This window comes from Mesorhizobium sp. CAU 1732, from assembly GCF_039888675.1.
Classification (GTDB): Bacteria; Pseudomonadota; Alphaproteobacteria; order Rhizobiales; family Rhizobiaceae; genus Aerobium.
In genome coordinates this window covers 2,845,102-2,863,287 of sequence record NZ_JBDQQR010000001.1, presented here as the reverse complement: position 1 = coordinate 2,863,287, position 18,186 = coordinate 2,845,102, and the positions used below count along the sequence as shown (strand labels likewise).

The following is an 18,186-nucleotide window of genomic DNA, read 5'->3' as shown; positions in this document are numbered from 1 at the left end:
AGGCGGACAATGCCGATCGAAATCCTGATGCCGGCCCTCTCTCCGACGATGGAGGAGGGCAATCTTTCGAAATGGGTCAAGAAGGAAGGCGACAAGGTCGCCCCCGGCGACGTGATCGCCGAGATCGAGACCGACAAGGCGACGATGGAAGTGGAAGCCGTCGATGAAGGCGTACTGGGCAAGATCCTGGTCGCCGAGGGTACTGAAGGCGTGAAGGTGAATACGCCGATCGCCACCCTGCTGGTGGATGGCGAGAGCGCCGACGATGCCAAGGCCGTGCCGGCCAAAAGCGAGCCGAAGGCCGATGCGGATACGGCGCCTGCGGCCGATTCCGACGCCGGCGGAAAGGCCCGCGAGGCTTCCGACGAGCCGACCGCGAAGAAGGATGCCGCCGTTCCGGCTGCGCCCAAGGTCGATGTCGCCGCAGATCCGGACATCCCGTCGGGCACCGAAATGGTTCCGACCACCGTTCGCGAAGCGCTTCGCGATGCGATGGCTGAGGAAATGCGCCGCGATGAAGACGTCTTCATCATGGGCGAGGAGGTGGCCGAGTACCAGGGCGCCTACAAGATCACCCAGGGGCTGCTCCAGGAATTCGGCGCGCGCCGGGTGGTCGATACCCCGATCACCGAGCACGGTTTCGCCGGTGTGGGTGTCGGTGCGGCAATGGCCGGCCTGAAGCCGATCGTTGAATTCATGACGTTCAACTTCGCGATGCAGGCGATCGACCAGATCGTCAATTCGGCCGCGAAGACCCTCTACATGGCGGGCGGCCAGATGGGCGCGCCGATCGTGTTCCGCGGACCGAACGGCGCGGCAGCGCGCGTCGGCGCGCAGCACTCGCAATGCTACGCGGCCTGGTACGGGCACATTCCCGGCCTCAAGGTCGTCATGCCGTACTCGGCTGCGGATGCGAAGGGGCTCCTCAAGGCTGCGATCCGCGATCCGAACCCGGTCATCTTCCTCGAAAACGAAATCCTCTACGGCCAGACCTTCGATGTGCCGAAGCTCGACGATTTCGTGCTGCCGATCGGCAAGGCGCGTGTGCACAAGCAGGGCAAGGACGTGACGATCGTCTCCTTCGGCATCGGCATGACCTATGTCGTCAAGGCCGAGGCCGAGTTGCGCGCCATGGGCCTCGATGTCGAGATCATCGACCTGCGCACGATTCGCCCACTCGATTTCGACACGATCCTGACCTCGGTCAAGAAGACGAACCGTCTCGTGGTGGTCGAAGAGGGCTTCCCGCAATCTTCGGTCGGCGATCACATCGCCAGCCAGGTGATGCAGCGCGCGTTCGATCATCTCGACGCTCCGGTGATCACCATTGCGGGCAAGGACGTGCCGATGCCCTATGCGGCGAACCTCGAGAAGCTGGCACTTCCGAATGTCGGTGAGGTCGTCGAGGCGGTGAAAGCCGTCACGTACCGGAGCTGAGGGAGGCCAACATGCCGATAGAGATCACCATGCCGGCCCTCTCGCCCACGATGGAAGAGGGCAATCTCGCCAAATGGCTGGTCAAGGAAGGCGACAAGGTTTCGCCTGGCGACGTTCTGGCCGAGATCGAAACCGATAAGGCGACGATGGAAGTCGAGGCCGTCGATGAGGGCACTGTTGCCAAGCTCGTCGTTGCGGCCGGCACGGAGGGCGTCAAGGTCAACGCGGTGATCGCGATCCTCGCGGAAGAAGGCGAGGACGCAAGTGCCGCCGCCAAGGGCAGCGGCAAGGCTGAGGCCAAGGCGGAAGCGCCCAAGGAAGACGCCAAGCAGGAGCAGCCCACTGCGGCGAAGCCGGAGGAAAAGGCGGAGAAGCCTGCTGCTGCAGAGGCAAAGCCTGCCGTGAAGGACGAGCCGCAAAGCGGCGAGCGCACCTTCGCGTCGCCGCTTGCGCGCCGCATCGCCAAGGATGCCGGCGTGGATGTCTCCGCGATCCAGGGCTCCGGCCCCAAAGGGCGCGTCGTGAAGGCAGACGTCGAGGCGGCAATTTCCGGCGGCGGTGCGAAGTCGACTTCCGCTGCGGCTCAGCCGGGCACTGCTGCCGCGTCTGCTCCGAAGGCGATGTCGGACGATGCCATTCTCAAGCTCTTCGAAGAAGGGTCCTACGAACTCGTCCCGCATGACAACATGCGCAAGACGATCGCGCGTCGTCTCGTCGAAGCCAAGACCACGATCCCGCATTTCTATCTGACGCTGGATTGCGAACTCGACGCGCTTTTGGCTCTGCGCAAACAGTTGAACGATGCGGCACCGGTCAAGAAGACCGACAAGGGCGAAGAGCCTGCCTACAAGCTTTCGGTCAACGACCTTGTCATCAAGGCGATGGCGATGGCGCTGATGGCCGTGCCCGACGCGAATGCGTCGTGGAGCGAAGGCGGCATGTTGAAGCACAAGCACGCCGATGTCGGCGTGGCAGTGTCCATTCCCGGCGGCCTGATCACGCCGATCGTGCGCAAGGCCGACCAGAAGTCGCTCTCGGCGATCTCCAACGAGATGAAGGACATGGCTGCCCGCGCCCGCAACCGCAAGCTCAAGCCCGAGGAATATCAGGGGGGCACGACGGCGGTTTCCAACCTCGGCATGTTCGGCATCAAGGATTTTGCAGCGGTCATTAATCCACCGCACGCAACGATCCTGGCGGTCGGCGCGGGCGAGGAGCGGGCCGTGGTGAAGAACGGCGAGATCAAGGTCGCAACCGTGATGTCCGTGACCCTCTCTACGGATCATCGTGCAGTCGATGGCGCGCTCGGCGCCGAGCTGCTCGGCGCGTTCAAGAAGTATATCGAGAATCCGATGGGAATGCTGGTTTAAGTCCGGGCGTGGTGCCCGGATAATCCGGAGGTATGTCCATGGCTGTCGTCGTGCATCGTGAAAAGCTTCGGAATTCCTGGGTGTGGATGGCTGTTCTGGCCATCATATCGCTCGTAGGCGGCGTATTGGCGCTTCTCAACCCGTTCGCGGCGACGCTCGCCGCAACGCTGATGGCCGGCTGGGTGTTCAGCCTTCTGGGTGCGGTTCAGATCATCCAGTCGTTTCGTATGCAGGGTTGGGGCGGATTCATCTGGTCGATGCTGTTCGGCGTCCTGACCCTCGTGGTCGGGCTGTCGCTGATCTTCGATCCGCTTGCGGGAATGGTTTCGCTGACGCTTCTGGTGGCGGTGCTGTTCATCGCCACGGGCGCGGTGAAGATCATGTACTCGTTCTCGCTGCGCTCGGTGTCGGGATGGGGCTGGATCTTGTTTTCCGGCATCGTTTCGCTGGCGCTCGGCGTGATGATCCTTGCCGACTTTCCGTTCTCGGCGTCGTCGATCCTCGGTATCCTGCTCGGGGTCGAACTGATCTCGAACGGCGTGCTCTTCCTGTTCATCGCGCTCGGTCTGCGCAGACTTTGATCGTGCAGTGAGGGCGTGCGGATGAAAACGATCCTCTGTTACGGCGACTCGCTGACATGGGGCTACGACGCGGAGACGCAGGACCGTCATCCGCTAGACGTTCGCTGGCCGAGCGTCCTTCAGTCGCTTCTGGGCGATGGCGTGGAGGTCATCGCCGAAGGCCTGAACGGGCGGACCACTGCGTTTGACGATCATCTGGCTGCCGCCGACCGGAACGGCGCAAGCGTCCTTCCGACCATCCTGATGACGCACGCGCCGCTTGACCTGGTGATCCTGATGCTCGGCGCCAACGACATGAAGCCGTTCATCTGCGGCCACGCGATCGGCGCGAAACAGGGCATGCAGCGCCTGATCAATCTCGTGCGCCTGCATCCCTATCCATTCGGCGCGGCGGCGCCGGAGGTTCTGATCGTCTCGCCGCCGGCTTTGTCGGAGACGGCCGATCCGGATTTCGCGGCGATCTTCTCGGGCGGTGTCGAGCAGTCGCAGATGCTGGCAAGCTTCTATTCCGATCTTGCCGATCTCGAGGATTGCGGCTTCTTCGATGCGGGCTCCGTCGCCCGTACGTCGCCGACCGATGGCGTCCATCTGGACGCCGACAATACACGCGCCATCGGCAAGGGGCTGGAGCCCATTGTGCGGATGATGCTGGGAATCTGATCGAGGAGAATGCGTGTGGCTGCCACTTACGACGTCATCATCATCGGTGCGGGGCCAGGCGGCTACGTCGCCGCGATCCGGGCGGCGCAGCTCGGGCTCAAGACGGCGATCGTGGAGCGCGAACATCTGGCCGGCATCTGTTCGAACTGGGGCTGCATCCCGACCAAGGCCTTGCTGCGCTCGGCCGAGGTCATGCATCTGGCCAGCCATGCCAAGGATTACGGGCTGACCATCGAAGGCACGGTGAAGCCCGACCTCAAAGGCATCGTCGAACGCTCGCGCGGCATTGCGGCGCGCATGAATGGCGGCGTCGGCATGCTCATGAAGAAGAACAAGGTCGATGTCATCTGGGGCGAGGCCAAGCTCACCAAGGCCGCATCCGGCGACAAGCCTGGCGAGATCACCGTCTCCAAGACGAGCAAGAAGCCCATGGAGCCGCAGGTTCCGGCCCCGAAGAACACCTTGGGGGAGGGGACTTATGCGGCAAAGCACATCATTGTCGCGACCGGCGCACGGCCGCGCACGCTTCCAGGCATCGAGCCGGACGGCAAGCTGATCTGGACCTATTTCGAGGCGATGGTGCCGGCCGCCATGCCGAAGTCGTTGCTGGTCATGGGGTCTGGCGCGATCGGCATCGAGTTCGCATCGTTCTATCGCACCATGGGCGTCGACGTGACGGTGGTCGAACTGATGCCGCAGATCATGCCGGTCGAAGATGCGGAAATCTCGAAATTCGCGCAAAAGCGGTTCGAGAAGCAGGGCTTGAAGTTCGTTCTCGAGGCCAAGGTAACGAAGGTCGAGAAAGGCAAGGACACGGTCACCGCCCACATCGAGAAGAAGGACGGGTCCGTCGAGAAGCTCACTGCCGATCGGCTGATTTCGGCGGTCGGTGTCCAGTGCAACACCGAAAATCTCGGCCTTGAGGATGTCGGCGTAAAGCTCGAACGCGGCGCGATCGCCATCGATGGCTATGGACGCACGAACGTCGCGGGCATCTACGCGATCGGCGACGTTGCCGGGCCGCCGATGCTCGCGCACAAGGCGGAGCACGAAGGCGTCATCTGCGTCGAGAAGATTGCGGGCCACGACGTTCATCCGCTCGACCGCGCATTGGTCCCCGGCTGCACCTACTGCACTCCCCAGGTGGCCTCGGTGGGGTTGACGGAAGCCAAGGCGAAAGAGGCTGGGCATGATATCCGGGTCGGCAGGTTCCCGTTCGTGGCAAACGGCAAGGCCGTCGCTCTCGGCGAAGACCAGGGGCTGGTTAAAACGATCTTCGACAAGAAGACCGGTCAGCTTCTCGGCGCGCACATGGTCGGCGCAGAAGTCACCGAACTCATACAGGGTTTCGTCGTGGCAATGAATCTTGAGACGACGGAAGAAGAACTGATGCACACGATCTTCCCGCACCCCACCCTGTCCGAGATGATGAAGGAAAGTGTTCTGGACGCGTATGGCAAGGCGCTGAACATTTAAGTCGCTAATGCAGCGGCAGTTTTTCGGCTCGCGGGAACCAGTGTCCGGCAGAGGCGTTTATCACGCGGAATGATCCCCGAACACGCGAGGAGATGGGTGATGGATCTCAACGGAATGGGCCTTTTGGGCGCAATCATCGTCGGCGGCCTTGCCGGCTGGCTGGCCGAACAGTTCATGAAGAGCAACATGGGCATTCTCATGAACATCGTGCTCGGCATCATTGGCGCGGCAGCGCTCAACTTCCTCCTGAGCGTGTTGGGTATCTATACCGGCACCGGTATTCTGATCTACCTCATCGTCGGGTTCATCGGTGCCTGCATCCTGATTGCGATCGGGCGCGCTGTCCGGCGCTAGACGCAGCCGAGACCTGCATTTCGACAAGGCCGCCATGCTCGTGGCGGCCTTACATTTTTGTGCTGCGAACCCTATAGTACCGTGATGCGGAAGGGCTTTTTCCCTTTCGGGATTCGCAGCGGAGCAGACATGGTCACCGTCCTCGACACCGTCTCCACACAGGCACGGCCACGCCATCCTGAAAAGGCGCATCGCCCCGATCAGGAGGTGCTGCGCAAGCCGGAATGGATTCGTGTCAAAGCGCCTGTGTCGAAGGGTTATCTCGAGACGCGAGAGATCGTTAAGTCGCACCGTCTTGTGACTGTCTGCGAAGAGGCTGGCTGCCCGAATATTGGCGAATGCTGGGAGAAGAAGCACGCCACCTTCATGATCATGGGCGAGATTTGCACCCGCGCCTGCGCGTTCTGCAATGTCGCGACCGGAATCCCCACCGCACTCGACCCGGACGAACCCGAAAACGTCGCCAAGGCCGTCGCCAAGATGGGCCTTAGCCATGTGGTGATAACGTCGGTCGATCGCGACGATCTTGCCGATGGCGGTGCGCAGCATTTCGCCGACGTCATCCATGCCATCCGCGCGACATCGCCCAACACGACGATTGAAATCCTGACGCCGGACTTCCTGCGCAAGGATAGCGCACGAGCGCTCGAAATCGTCGTCGCGGCGAGGCCCGACGTCTTCAACCACAATCTCGAAACCGTCCCGTCGAACTATTTGACCGTTCGGCCGGGTGCGCGCTACTTCCATTCGATCCGCCTGCTTCAGCGGGTCAAGGAGATCGACCCCACCATCTTCACCAAGTCCGGCATCATGGTCGGGCTCGGCGAAGAGCGGAACGAAATCCTGCAACTCATGGATGACCTTCGGTCCGCACAGGTCGATTTCATGACCATCGGGCAGTATCTCGCCCCCTCCAAGAAGCATCACCCGGTGAAGGCGTTCGTAACGCCCGACGAATTCCGGTCGTACGAGACAGTGGCGTATGCGAAGGGCTTCCTGATGGTCGCATCCAGCCCGCTCACGCGCTCGTCGCATCATGCCGGCGAGGATTTCGAGCGGCTGCGGGCCAACCGTGCTGCCAAGATCGCAGCGGCCGTCTGATCCCATGCCGAAATACGAAACGACGAGACGGGTCTCGCACACGCCTGACGAGATGTTCGCGCTGGTTGCCGATGTCGAGAGTTATCCCGAATTCCTGCCGATGTGCGAGGCTCTGAACGTGCGCTCGCGCAAGGAGCGCGACGGCGTGACACTGCTCGTCGCCGACATGACTGTCGGATACAAGGCGATCAAGGAGACCTTCACCAGCCAGGTCGTTCTGAAGCCCGAGGAAAACCGCATCGACGTCAAATATGTCGACGGGCCGTTCAAATACCTCAACAATCTCTGGCGCTTCGAAGCGTTGCCCGGTGGCGGTACCACGATCCACTTCTTCATCGACTACGAATTCAAAAGCCGGATTCTCGGCGCCTTGATGGGGGCGATGTTCGATCGCGCGTTCCGCATGTTCGCGGAGGCGTTCGAGAAGCGCGCCGACGTCGTCTACGGACGGCGCGACGCGGGCGTCGCCTAATGCATGTCGCCCAAAAGTGGGAACCGGTTTTGGGACAACGACATGCATGAAAACAAGGACATAAAGCGCGGGAAGCGAATCTGAAAGATCGCGACGCGCTTTAGGCGGTCAGGTGAGGGCTCGTATGCCGAGTTCCAACGCGGTGCGAACTGTCTCCCGGCGAATGAAATCGCGCCCGCGATTGTCGAAGATGCGGTGTTCTGCGATGGGCTTCCGATCCTTGACCGCGACGCCGAACCAAACCAATCCCACCGGCTTTTCGGCACTGCCGCCATCCGGCCCGGCAATACCCGTCACGGATAGCGCGACACCAGCGTTCGAATGCGCCAACGCGCCGGCAGCCATCTCCAATGCGGTTTCGCGAGATACGGCGCCATAGGTGTCGAGCGTGTCTTGCGAGACGCCCAGCATCTCGATCTTCGCTGCGTTGGAATAGGTCACGAAGCCGCGGTCCACCATCGATGAAGACCCTGGAATGTCGGTCAAAAGCGCGATGATCAGTCCACCGGTACACGATTCGGCGGTGGCCGCGAGGATGCCGTGCGAAGCGCAGGTATCGAGAAACAATTGCGCGATCGGATCGAAGGGGGGCGTGGGGTCCATCATGTGGGCAACTCTCCGGGAAACACGACGGTCGCCGTGGCGATTGCGGCGATACCCTCTTCGCGCCCGAGAAAGCCAAGCCTCTCATTGGTCGTAGCCTTCACGGAGATGCGGTCGCGCGAAATCGACAGCATCTCGCCAAGCGCATCGGTCATCGCCTCACGGTGCGGGCCGATCTTGGGCGCTTCGCAGATAAGCGTGATATCGGCATTCGCGATGCGGCCCCCGCGCTCGCGCACGATGCGAACCGCTTCCGCGACGAAGATTTTGGAGGCCGCTCCCCTCCAACGCATGTCGGATGGCGGGAAGTGCGTGCCGATGTCACCCGCTCCGCATGTGGCGAGCAGGGCATCGGTCAGGGCGTGCAGCCCGACATCGGCATCGGAATGCCCCGACAGGCGCTTGTGGTGTGGAATCTCGACACCACAAAGCGTTACATGACCACCCTCATCGAATGCGTGAACGTCGTAGCCATTGCCGGTGCGCACATCTGGAAAGCTGTTCGCGGCTCGAAGCCTCGCATCCGCCATTTCAATGTCCCTTGCCCAGGTGAGTTTTATGTTGTCGGGCGAGCCCATGACGATCGTCACCGGGATACCTGCCCATTCGGCAATCGCCGCGTCGTCGGTGAAGTCGTCGCGGCCAGCCTCCGATGCCTGTTCATGTGCCGCGAGAATGGCTTTGAACGGGAACCCTTGGGGCGTCTGTGCGGCGAAAAGGCCGTCGCGCGATACCGTGCCGCTGACAACGCCGTTGTCGGCGGATTTCTTGATCGTGTCGGATACCGGCAATGCAGGCAGGCTCCCGCCGCCATGCTTCAGGCCGTCGAGAACGCGTTCCACCAGCGCATGATCGACGAAGGGACGCACGGCGTCATGGATCAGTGCAACGTCGATATCCGAGCCTGCTAGGGCCTGGAGTGCGAGCCGCGTCGATGATTGTCTGCTGGCACCGCCGTGAACGAGTGTCACCCTCGATGCCAGGCTGCCGGCGGCATCTGAAAACAGGGCTTCATCATCGGGATGAATAGCCACCGCAACACCTGCCACTGCGGGATGGTCCAGGAAGACTTCGAGCGTGTGCCGGATGATCGCCTTGCCGCCGATGCGTCGATATTGCTTCGGACCCTCGCTGGATTGGCCCGCGCGTTCCCCGCGTCCTGCCGCCACGATCACAATTCCGACTCTGCCTTCGCCCATCATCATCCCAAGGGGTTGCATTTGCGTCGGCCAAACGCTTAGTGGCGCCTGTGCGTCATGGCCAGTGCAATTCAGTCGCTGGCTTCCCGAAACGCATTTGGCAGTTGCACACACCCCTAATTCTGGTTACTGAATGTGCAAACTGCTCGTTTGCTTGGTTTTTGTGCATGCTTTCTCACGTTCGACTCGCGGAGCCCCTTGGTCTCGGCAGGCTCGTGATCGCCAACCGCGTGTTCCTTGCGCCCTTGTCGGGAATTACCGATGAGCCGTTCCGCAAACGCGCGGTGGCGCATGGGGCAGGGCTTGTCGTGTCCGAGATGGTCGCCAGCAGCGAACTGGCCAAGGGAAGACGCAATTCAGCGCTGCGTATCCGCCGCCCCGATGTGCCGATCCATGTCGTTCAGCTCGCCGGTCGCGACGCGGAGTGGATGGCGGAGGGCGCGCGGATCGCCGTCGGCGAGGGCGCCGACGTCATCGATATCAACATGGGTTGCCCTGCGAAGAAGGTGACGGGCGGCTATTGCGGATCGGCGCTCATGCGCGAGCCGGACCACGCGCTGTCGCTGATCGAAGCTGTCGTCGGCGCGGTGGACGTGCCGGTCACGGTCAAGATGCGGCTCGGCTGGGACGAAACGGCGCTCAACGCGCCGTCGATCGCAAAGCGCGCCGAGGACGCCGGGGTCCAACTGGTGACCGTGCATGGCCGCACACGCTGCCAGTTTTACAAGGGCCGGGCCGACTGGCGCGCAATCGCCCGCGTCAAACACGCTGTATCCATTCCGGTCGTCGCCAATGGCGACGTGACCTGCTTGGAGGATGCGGTTTCCATACTCACGCAATCGGGTGCCGATGCGGTCATGGTCGGTCGCGGACATTACGGAGCCCCATGGCTCGCCGGCTCCATCGCGGCAGCGGCAGATGGGCGAACACCGTCCGGCATACCGTCGGATTCGATCGAGATCGGTGACTACGTCATCGCGCATTACGAGGACATGTTGGACCTTTACGGAAAAGAACAGGGACTGCGCCATGCGCGCAAGCATCTCGGCTGTTACATGGATCGTCACGCGGCAGGCGCCGATGCGACGATGCGCAAGACCGTGATGACGTCCACGGATACCGCGACAGTCGTTTCAATGCTGCGCGCGGTGTTCGACGCGCGCGAATCCACCGATATGCGGAGCGCGGCATGAGCACGGGTCTTCCGGCCGGGGTCGATCCTGCAGCGATCGTCCTCAATACGATCCGCCATCCGGTGATCATGGTCTCGCCCGATGGAAAGATCGTCTTCGCGAATGCCGATGCGGAGGATTTCTTCCGGGCGAGCGCATCGGTGCTGGCGCGTGACGGGCTGGAGCGGTTCGTGCCGTTCGGCAGTCCGCTTCTGACGCTCGTGGAACAGGTGCGCGAGCGGCGGTCGCCGTTCAACGAATACCGCGTCGACATTTCGTCGCCGCGCCTCGGCGTCGAGCGCGTGGTCGACCTCTATGTCGCGCCGGTGCCCGAACTGCCCGGCTATGTCGTCGTGATGTTCCAGGAACGGTCGATGGCGGACAAGATCGACCGTCAGATGACGCATCGCGGCGCGGCACGCTCGGTCACAGGGCTGGCTGCGATGCTGGCCCATGAGATCAAGAACCCGCTTTCCGGCATTCGCGGCGCGGCGCAGCTTCTGGAGACCGCGGTTTCCGACGAGGATCGCGCCTTGACGCGACTGATCACGGACGAGACCGACAGGATCGTCTCGCTTGTCGATCGCATGGAGGTCTTTTCGGACGAGCGTCCGATCGACCGCCAACCGGTCAACATCCATGTCGTGCTCGACCATGTGAAGGCTATCGCGCGCAACGGCTTTGCAAGCCGCGTGAAGATCATCGAGGACTACGATCCATCGCTGCCGCCGGTCTATGCCAACCGCGACCAGCTCATCCAGGTGTTCCTCAATCTCGTGAAGAACGCCGCGGAAGCGATCGGCCATGATCCGGGCGGCGAGATCACGCTCTCGACCGCGTTCCGTCCGGGTATCAAGCTTTCCGTTCCGGGCACGCAGGACCGCGTATCGTTGCCGCTGGAGTTTTGTGTCCACGACAATGGGCACGGTGTGCCGGACGACATCCTGCCGATCCTGTTCGATCCGTTCATCACCACGAAGCCCAACGGTTCCGGCCTGGGCCTGGCCCTCGTCGCCAAGATCGTCGGCGAGCATGGCGGCGTGATCGAATGCGAATCCTCCTCGCGGGGGACCACGTTCCGCATTCTCATGCCGACATGGAAGGAACCGCGCAGTTTTGAAGATTATATCGAAGAGGAACACGCGGCATGACCATCCGCGGTAACATTCTTGTGGCCGACGACGACGCGGCCGTCAGGACGGTTCTCAACCAGGCGCTGTCGCGAGTTGGACACGAAGTCCGCGTCACCTCGAATGCATCGACCCTCTGGCGGTGGGTGGCGGCGGGCGAGGGCGATCTCGTCATCACCGACGTGGTGATGCCCGATGAGAACGCGTTCGACATGCTGCCGCGCATCAAGAAAGCACGGCCTGAACTGCCGGTTATCGTGATGAGCGCGCAAAATACGTTCATGACCGCGATCCGGGCATCCGAAACCGGCGCTTATGAATATTTGCCGAAGCCCTTCGATCTCACCGAACTGCTGACGATCGTCAACCGCGCTTTGTCGGAGCCGAAGCGGCTGGCGCCTGAGGTTCGCAACGACGAGCAGGGCGAAGCGATGCCGCTCGTCGGTCGTTCCGTGGCGATGCAGGACATCTACCGCATGCTCGCACGCATGATGCAGACGGACCTGACCGTGATGATCACGGGCGAATCCGGCACCGGAAAGGAGCTCGTTGCGCGCGCGCTCCACGAGTATGGCCGCCGCCGCAACGGGCCTTTCGTGGCAATCAACATGGCCGCGATCCCGCGCGATCTCATCGAATCGGAACTGTTCGGACACGAGAAGGGCGCGTTTACCGGCGCGCAGAACAGGTCGACAGGCCGCTTCGAGCAGGCGGAAGGCGGGACACTGTTCCTCGACGAGATCGGCGACATGCCGATGGAGGCACAGACGCGTCTGCTGCGTGTGCTTCAGCAGGGCGAGTACACGACGGTCGGCGGACGCACGCCGATCCGCACTGACGTCCGCATCGTGGCGGCGACCAACAAGGATCTGCGCACGCTGATCAATCAGGGCCTGTTCCGCGAAGACCTGTTCTACCGGTTGAACGTGGTGCCTCTGCGCCTGCCTGCGCTGCGCGAGCGATCGGAGGATTTGCCGGACCTCGTGCGGCACTTCTTCAAACTCGGCGAGAAGGAAGGTTTGCAGACCAAGCGGATCGACAATGCCGGCCTGGAACTGATGAAGCGCTATGGCTGGCCGGGAAACGTCCGCGAACTCGAAAATCTCGTTCGCCGGCTTGCCGCGCTCTATCCCCAGGACGAGATTTCCGCCGAGATCATCGAGACCGAGTTGCGCGCTGCCGAGACGATCCCGTCCGGCAACAACAACGGAATGCTCCCGGACGATGTCACGATCGCCCAGGCGGTGGAGCACTACCTCCAGCGGTATTTCGGAAGCTTCGGCGGCGATCTCCCGCCGCCGGGCCTCTACCAGCGCGTCCTTGCGGAAGTCGAGTATCCGCTGGTGCTTGCATCGATGACCGCGACGCGCGGAAATCAGATCAAGGCGGCCGAGCTTCTGGGCCTCAACCGCAACACGCTGCGCAAGAAAATCCGGGAACTGGGCGTCAACGTCTATCGCGCCTCGAAATAGCCTTCAGCGGTGCCGAATGGGTGGGCCTGGCGACAAGTTTGTTGCATAATCGCCACAATGCGTTGCATAGGTGCAACGCGTGATGGACGGTTGACCGAATCCCGATGGCGCTTCAAACCCCTGCAATAGATGGACATGCCTACGGACAGGCTCAAGCCGCCGACACTCGTCGTCTGCTCGCCCTTCCGGGCATTGCCACGATCGTCGGCGCGCTCATAACTGCGGGTCTGTCGTTCGCGGTTTTGCTGGGCCTCACACCGATCACGCCCGACGAGACCACAACACTCACGCTCATCGCGATCAATGCTGGATTCATCCTGCTGTTGATCGCGCTGATTTTGCGTGAGGTCCATCGCATCGTGATGGCCCGCAGACGCGGGAAAGCCGCGTCTCGCCTGCATGTGCGCATCGTTACGATGTTTGCCCTGGTGGCGGCTATCCCTGCCATGCTGGTGGCGATCGTCGCCTCGGTCACGCTCGATCTCGGCCTCGATCGCTGGTTCGAAATCCGCACCAAAGTGATCATCAACTCCTCGCTTTCGATCGCCGAGGCCTACGTGATCGAAAATGCCCGCAATTTGCAGGGCACGACGTTGTCGATGGCGTATGACCTCGACGCCAACCGAACGCTTTATGGCCTCGATAGAACAGGTTTTCGCACGTTCCTCAGCGAGCAGGCGCGCGGTCGCGCCTTGCAGCATGCCGCGCTCATTCGTGCTGATGGCTCGGTCGTCATGGAAGCGGAAACGACCGCGAGCAGTGACATGCCGGCGCCGCCTATCGAGGCGGTACAAACCGCCAGCGACGGCTTGCCGGTTCTGATTCCGCCCGGAGTTCGGAGCCTCGTCGGCGCGATCATCAAGCTGCGGCAGTTCGAGGATACCTATCTCTACACGATCCGCGAGATGGATGCGGAAGTCATCCGGGCCCGGCAGATCGTCCGGGCGAACACGGATGAGTATCGCGCGCTCGAGAACAATCGCCTGAGCACCCAAGTGGCATTCGCCCTGATCTATCTCGGCGTTACGCTCTTGATCGTTCTGTCGGCCATCTGGACCGGCATCGCGGTAGCGGACCGGATCGTACGCCCGATCCGGCAGTTGATCGGCGCCGCCGATGAAGTCGCGACCGGCAATCTCGATGTCGCGGTGCCCATCCGGCAGTCGGACGGCGATGTCGCGTCGCTGGGCGATACGTTCAACAAGATGATTCTGCAGCTCAAATCGCAGCGCACCGAGCTCGTCGGAGCCAAGGACCTCATCGATGAGCGCCGCCGGTTCTCCGAGGCGGTGCTGGCGGGCGTGACCGCAGGCGTTATCGGTGTCGATCAGGATGGGGTGGTGTCGATCATCAACCGATCCGCGGAGAGAATGCTCACCGTGCGCACGGATACCGCGCTTGGGCGACCATTGGTCGAGGTGCTGCCGCATGTCGGTCGTGTCTACGAACTGGGACGCGCATCCGGCAGACCGGTCTACCGCGAACAGGTCACGTTCTATCGTGGAGGGGCGGAGCGCACCTTCAACATCCAGGTGACGATCGAAGACGATGGCGCGGACGGCACCGCGACATCCTACGTCGTAACCGTCGACGACATCACAGACCTCTTGCAGGCGCAGCGTTCCTCGGCCTGGGCCGATGTCGCGCGGCGCATCGCGCATGAGATCAAGAACCCGCTCACGCCCATCCAGCTCTCGGCCGAACGCATCCGGCGGCGTTTCGGCAAGGTCATTACCGAAGATCGCGACATCTTCGACCAGTGCACCGAGACGATCATCCGCCAAGTCGGCGACATCGGGCGCATGGTCGATGAATTCTCGGCGTTCGCGCGCATGCCGAAGCCGGATATGCAGATCGTCGATCTGCGCGAGCCGTTGCGCGAGGCGTCGTTCCTGGTCGAAGTCAGCCGCGCCGACATCAAGTTCGAGCGCGATTTCGGCAGCGAGCGGCTCATGGGCACGTTCGACAGCCGGCTCCTCAGTCAGGCGTTCGGCAATCTCATCAAGAATGCAGCCGAGGCGATCGAATCGGCCGAAGCGGAGACCGGCCTTGCCGGCGTCATTCGCGTCAGTGCGACGAAATCCGGCGATCAGATCACGGTCGACGTCATCGACAACGGTCGGGGGCTGCCGCGCGAGAACCGGCAGAGATTGCTCGAGCCGTACATGACGACACGCGAAAAGGGCACGGGCCTCGGTCTCGCTATCGTCAAGAAGATCATAGAGGACCACGGCGGCAGGCTCGAACTGCACGACGCGCCGGCGTCTTTCCATGGTGGCCGGGGGGCCATGCTCCGTATCGTGTTGCCGGCTGTCGAAGCCGGGGCAGGCGGAACGGTGGATGCTTCACGCGCCGCGCGCGCGACGAATGAAAAGGTAGAAAATGGCGTCTGACATTCTGATCGTAGACGATGAAGAAGACATTCGCGAACTGGTCGCAGGTATTCTCAGCGACGAAGGCCATGAGACACGCACGGCACATGATGCCGACAGCGCGCTCGCGGCGATTTCCGACCGCGCTCCGCGCCTCGTCTTCCTGGATATCTGGTTGCAAGGTTCGCGGCTCGACGGTTTGGCGCTGCTGGACGAGATCAAGCGGCTTCACCCCGGCCTGCCCGTGGTGATGATCTCCGGTCACGGCACGATCGAGACTGCGGTCTCTGCCATCCGGCGCGGGGCTTACGACTTCATCGAAAAGCCATTCAAGACGGACCGGCTCATCCTGATCGCGGAGCGTGCGCTGGAAACGTCGAAGCTGCGGCGCGAACTGTCCGATCTGAAGAAGCGCAGCGGTGAGACCTTCGATCTGATCGGCATGTCGGCCGCGATGACGCAGTTGCGCCAGACGATCGAACGGGTCGCGCCGACCAACAGCCGCGTGATGGTCATAGGTCCTTCCGGTTCAGGCAAGGAGCTGGTGGCGCGTGCGATTCATGCGCTGTCGACGCGCAAGGGCGGCCCGTTCGTGACCGTCAGCGCCGCGTCGATCACGCCGGAGCGCATGGAGATCGAGCTGTTCGGCACCGAGGGTAATGGCGGCGAACGCAAGGTCGGTGCGTTGGAGGAGGCGCATCGCGGTATCCTCTATATCGACGAGGTCGCCGACATGCCGCGCGAGACGCAGGGCAAGATCCTGCGCGTACTGGTCGACCAGCAGTTCGAGCGCGTCGGCGGTGCCAAACGGGTCAAGGTCGATGTCCGCATCATCTCCTCGAGCGCGCAGAACATCGAATCCCTGATCAAGCAGGGGCGGTTCCGCGAAGACCTCTATCACCGTCTCGCGGTCGTGCCCGTGATGGTGCCGGGCCTGTCGGAGCGTCGGGAGGACATTCCGTTCCTTGTCGATCATTTCATGCGCCAGATCGCCGGGCAGGCCGGCATCCGCATGCGCCGCATGGGCGACGACGCGCTTGCCGTGCTCCAGGCGCACAACTGGCCCGGCAATGTGCGCCAGTTGAAGAACAACATCGAGAGGCTCATGATCCTGGCGCGGGGCGACGAAGTCGATTCGCCCATCACCGCCGACCTGCTGCCGCAGGAGATCGGTGATGTGATGCCCCGGGCTCCAAACCAGTCGGACCAGCACATCATGGCACTGCCGCTGCGCGAAGCGCGCGAATTGTTCGAGAAGGAATATCTGCTCGCGCAGATCAACCGGTTCGGCGGAAACATCTCGCGCACCGCCGAGTTCATCGGCATGGAACGCTCGGCCCTTCACCGCAAGCTCAAGTCGCTCGGGGTCTAGATGCGCGTCATAATCTGCGGGGCGGGGCAGGTTGGATACGGCATCGCGGAGAAGCTGGCGTCCGAGAAAAACGACGTCTCAGTGATCGATACGTCGGCGGAACTGATCCGCAACGTACGCGATTCCCTCGACGTGCGCGGTTTCGTCGGCCATGGCTCGCACCCGGAGGTGCTGGAGCTTGCCGGTGCGCAGCAGGCCGACATGATCATCGCGGTGACTTTGTATGACGAGGTCAACATGGTCGCTTGTCAGGTTGCCCACTCGCTTTTCAACGTGCCGACGAAGATTGCCCGCATCCGTGCGCAGTCCTATTTGCGCCCGCACTACATGGATCTCTTTTCGCGCGAGCATCTGCCGATCGACGTGATCATCTCGCCCGAGCTCGAAGTCGGCGAAATGGTGATGCGCCGCATCGCCCTGCCGGGCGCGACCGACGTGGTCAGCTTCGCCGACGGCAAGATCGCGATGGTGGCGATCGAGTGCATGGAGGACTGCCCGGTCATCAACACACCGCTTTCGCAGTTGAGCGAGTTGTTTCCCGATCTCCTGTCGACCGTCATGGGCGTCTCGCGCGACGGAAAGCTCTTCGTGCCGCATTCCGCCGACCAGCTCGTGGCGGGCGATCTCGCTTATGTGGCGACTTCCAAGGATCAGGTGCGCCGCACGCTCGGCCTCTTCGGGCACGAAGAGAAGGAAGCAACTCGGATCGTTATCGCCGGTGGCGGCAATATCGGCCTCTACGTCGCGCGGACGATCGAGAACCGCAAGGGTCGAACGAAGGTCAAGATCATCGAGTCGGGCAGGGAGCGAGCGGTTGCGATCGCCGACGAGCTGCGGCGTACGGTCGTGCTTCACGGCAGTGCGCTGGACCACAAGCTCATGATGGAAGCCGACATCGGCGACGCCGATCTGATGATCGCGCTCACCAACGACGATCAGGTGAACATCCTCTCCAGCGTGCTGGCCAAGCAGCTTGGCTGCAAGGCAAATCTCGCCCTCATCAACAACCCGACCTATCACGATTTCACGTCGATGCTGGGTATCGATGCCCATGTGAACCCGCGCACGGTGACGATATCGCGCATCCTGCAGCATGTCCGGCGCGGCCGCATCCGCGCGGTCCACTCCGTTCAGCGCGGTGCCGCCGAAATCATCGAGGCCGAGGCGCTGGAGACCTCGCCATTGGTGGGGCCGCCGTTGCGCGACCTGGACCTGCCGGACGGCATGCGCTTTGGTGCGATCTTCCGCAATGGCGTGTTGCTGAAGCCGGACGGTTCGCTTCGGATCAAGCCGAAGGATCGCGTCGTCATCTTCGCGATGGCGTCTGCGGTCAAGCAGGTCGAGCAGATGTTCAGGGTCAGCATCGAATTCTTCTGATAGATGACCGAGCCATCCACACACGGGTACAGAACTTT

General features: G+C 62.3%; 16 protein-coding genes. 14 read left to right on the top strand and 2 right to left on the bottom strand.

The annotated features are described in order from the left end of the window. The first annotated feature begins 9 nt into the window (after positions 1–9). From AAFN55_RS13880 to AAFN55_RS13845, 8 genes are all read left to right on the top strand, one after another. Entirely contained in the window at positions 10–1,437 is a 1,428-nt protein-coding gene (locus AAFN55_RS13880) for a pyruvate dehydrogenase complex E1 component subunit beta (protein WP_347799426.1), read from the top strand. A gap of 11 nt (positions 1,438–1,448) precedes the next feature. Then, a complete protein-coding gene (locus AAFN55_RS13875) occupies positions 1,449–2,807 on the top strand; it encodes a pyruvate dehydrogenase complex dihydrolipoamide acetyltransferase (RefSeq protein ID WP_347799425.1) in 1,359 nt (452 codons plus the stop codon). 38 nt (positions 2,808–2,845) lie between these two features. Beyond that, a complete protein-coding gene (locus tag AAFN55_RS13870; protein WP_347799424.1) occupies positions 2,846–3,388 on the top strand; it encodes an HdeD family acid-resistance protein in 543 nt (180 codons plus the stop codon). A gap of 21 nt (positions 3,389–3,409) precedes the next feature. Next, positions 3,410–4,048, top strand: coding sequence for an SGNH/GDSL hydrolase family protein (locus AAFN55_RS13865; RefSeq protein ID WP_347799423.1), 639 nt, complete (start codon positions 3,410–3,412; stop codon positions 4,046–4,048). Positions 4,049–4,063: 15 nt separating this feature from the next. After that, entirely contained in the window at positions 4,064–5,524 is a 1,461-nt protein-coding gene (gene lpdA, locus AAFN55_RS13860; protein ID WP_347799422.1) for a dihydrolipoyl dehydrogenase, read from the top strand. Positions 5,525–5,623: 99 nt separating this feature from the next. Further along, positions 5,624–5,878, top strand: a complete 255-nt coding sequence (locus tag AAFN55_RS13855; protein ID WP_347799421.1) for a GlsB/YeaQ/YmgE family stress response membrane protein — start codon at positions 5,624–5,626, stop codon at positions 5,876–5,878. A gap of 129 nt (positions 5,879–6,007) precedes the next feature. Then, positions 6,008–6,979 (top strand): lipoyl synthase, encoded by a 972-nt coding sequence (gene lipA / locus AAFN55_RS13850; protein ID WP_347799420.1) that lies wholly within the window; start codon positions 6,008–6,010, stop codon positions 6,977–6,979. Positions 6,980–6,983: 4 nt separating this feature from the next. After that, positions 6,984–7,451 (top strand): type II toxin-antitoxin system RatA family toxin, encoded by a 468-nt coding sequence (locus AAFN55_RS13845; protein ID WP_347799419.1) that lies wholly within the window; start codon positions 6,984–6,986, stop codon positions 7,449–7,451. 108 nt (positions 7,452–7,559) lie between these two features. Here the strand turns inward: AAFN55_RS13845 and AAFN55_RS13840 are convergent, their stop codons facing one another. Together AAFN55_RS13840 and AAFN55_RS13835 are read right to left on the bottom strand one after the other, a co-directional pair. Further along, entirely contained in the window at positions 7,560–8,057 is a 498-nt protein-coding gene (locus AAFN55_RS13840; RefSeq protein WP_347799418.1) for a CinA family protein, read from the bottom strand. Further along, the gene (locus AAFN55_RS13835) at positions 8,054–9,274 is read right to left on the bottom strand and encodes a bifunctional 2-C-methyl-D-erythritol 4-phosphate cytidylyltransferase/2-C-methyl-D-erythritol 2,4-cyclodiphosphate synthase (protein ID WP_347799417.1); all 1,221 of its coding nucleotides are present in this window, start codon (positions 9,272–9,274) and stop codon (positions 8,054–8,056) included. Before AAFN55_RS13835 ends, AAFN55_RS13840 begins: the two co-directional genes overlap by 4 nt. A gap of 146 nt (positions 9,275–9,420) precedes the next feature. Here AAFN55_RS13835 and dusB point away from each other — a divergent pair, with 146 nt between their 5' ends. The 6 genes from dusB (at position 9,421) to trkA (ending at position 18,148) form a co-directional block, all read left to right on the top strand. Further along, positions 9,421–10,446: a tRNA dihydrouridine synthase DusB gene (dusB, locus tag AAFN55_RS13830; RefSeq protein ID WP_347799416.1), complete on the top strand. Its 1,026-nt coding sequence runs from the start codon at positions 9,421–9,423 to the stop codon at positions 10,444–10,446. After that, a complete protein-coding gene (locus AAFN55_RS13825; protein WP_347799415.1) occupies positions 10,443–11,576 on the top strand; it encodes a nitrogen regulation protein NR(II) in 1,134 nt (377 codons plus the stop codon). Before dusB ends, AAFN55_RS13825 begins: the two co-directional genes overlap by 4 nt. Beyond that, positions 11,573–13,027 carry a nitrogen regulation protein NR(I) gene (gene ntrC / locus AAFN55_RS13820; RefSeq protein WP_347799414.1) on the top strand — a complete coding sequence of 485 codons (1,455 nt, stop codon included), beginning with the start codon at positions 11,573–11,575 and terminating at the stop codon, positions 13,025–13,027. The genes AAFN55_RS13825 and ntrC overlap by 4 nt, the downstream gene beginning before the upstream one ends. Positions 13,028–13,131: 104 nt before the next feature. Then, entirely contained in the window at positions 13,132–15,420 is a 2,289-nt protein-coding gene (locus tag AAFN55_RS13815; protein ID WP_347799413.1) for a PAS domain-containing sensor histidine kinase, read from the top strand. Beyond that, positions 15,410–16,771: a sigma-54 dependent transcriptional regulator gene (locus AAFN55_RS13810; protein WP_347799412.1), complete on the top strand. Its 1,362-nt coding sequence runs from the start codon at positions 15,410–15,412 to the stop codon at positions 16,769–16,771. The genes AAFN55_RS13815 and AAFN55_RS13810 overlap by 11 nt, the downstream gene beginning before the upstream one ends. Then, positions 16,772–18,148 (top strand): Trk system potassium transporter TrkA, encoded by a 1,377-nt coding sequence (trkA, locus tag AAFN55_RS13805; protein WP_347799411.1) that lies wholly within the window; start codon positions 16,772–16,774, stop codon positions 18,146–18,148. Positions 18,149–18,186 lie beyond the last annotated feature (38 nt).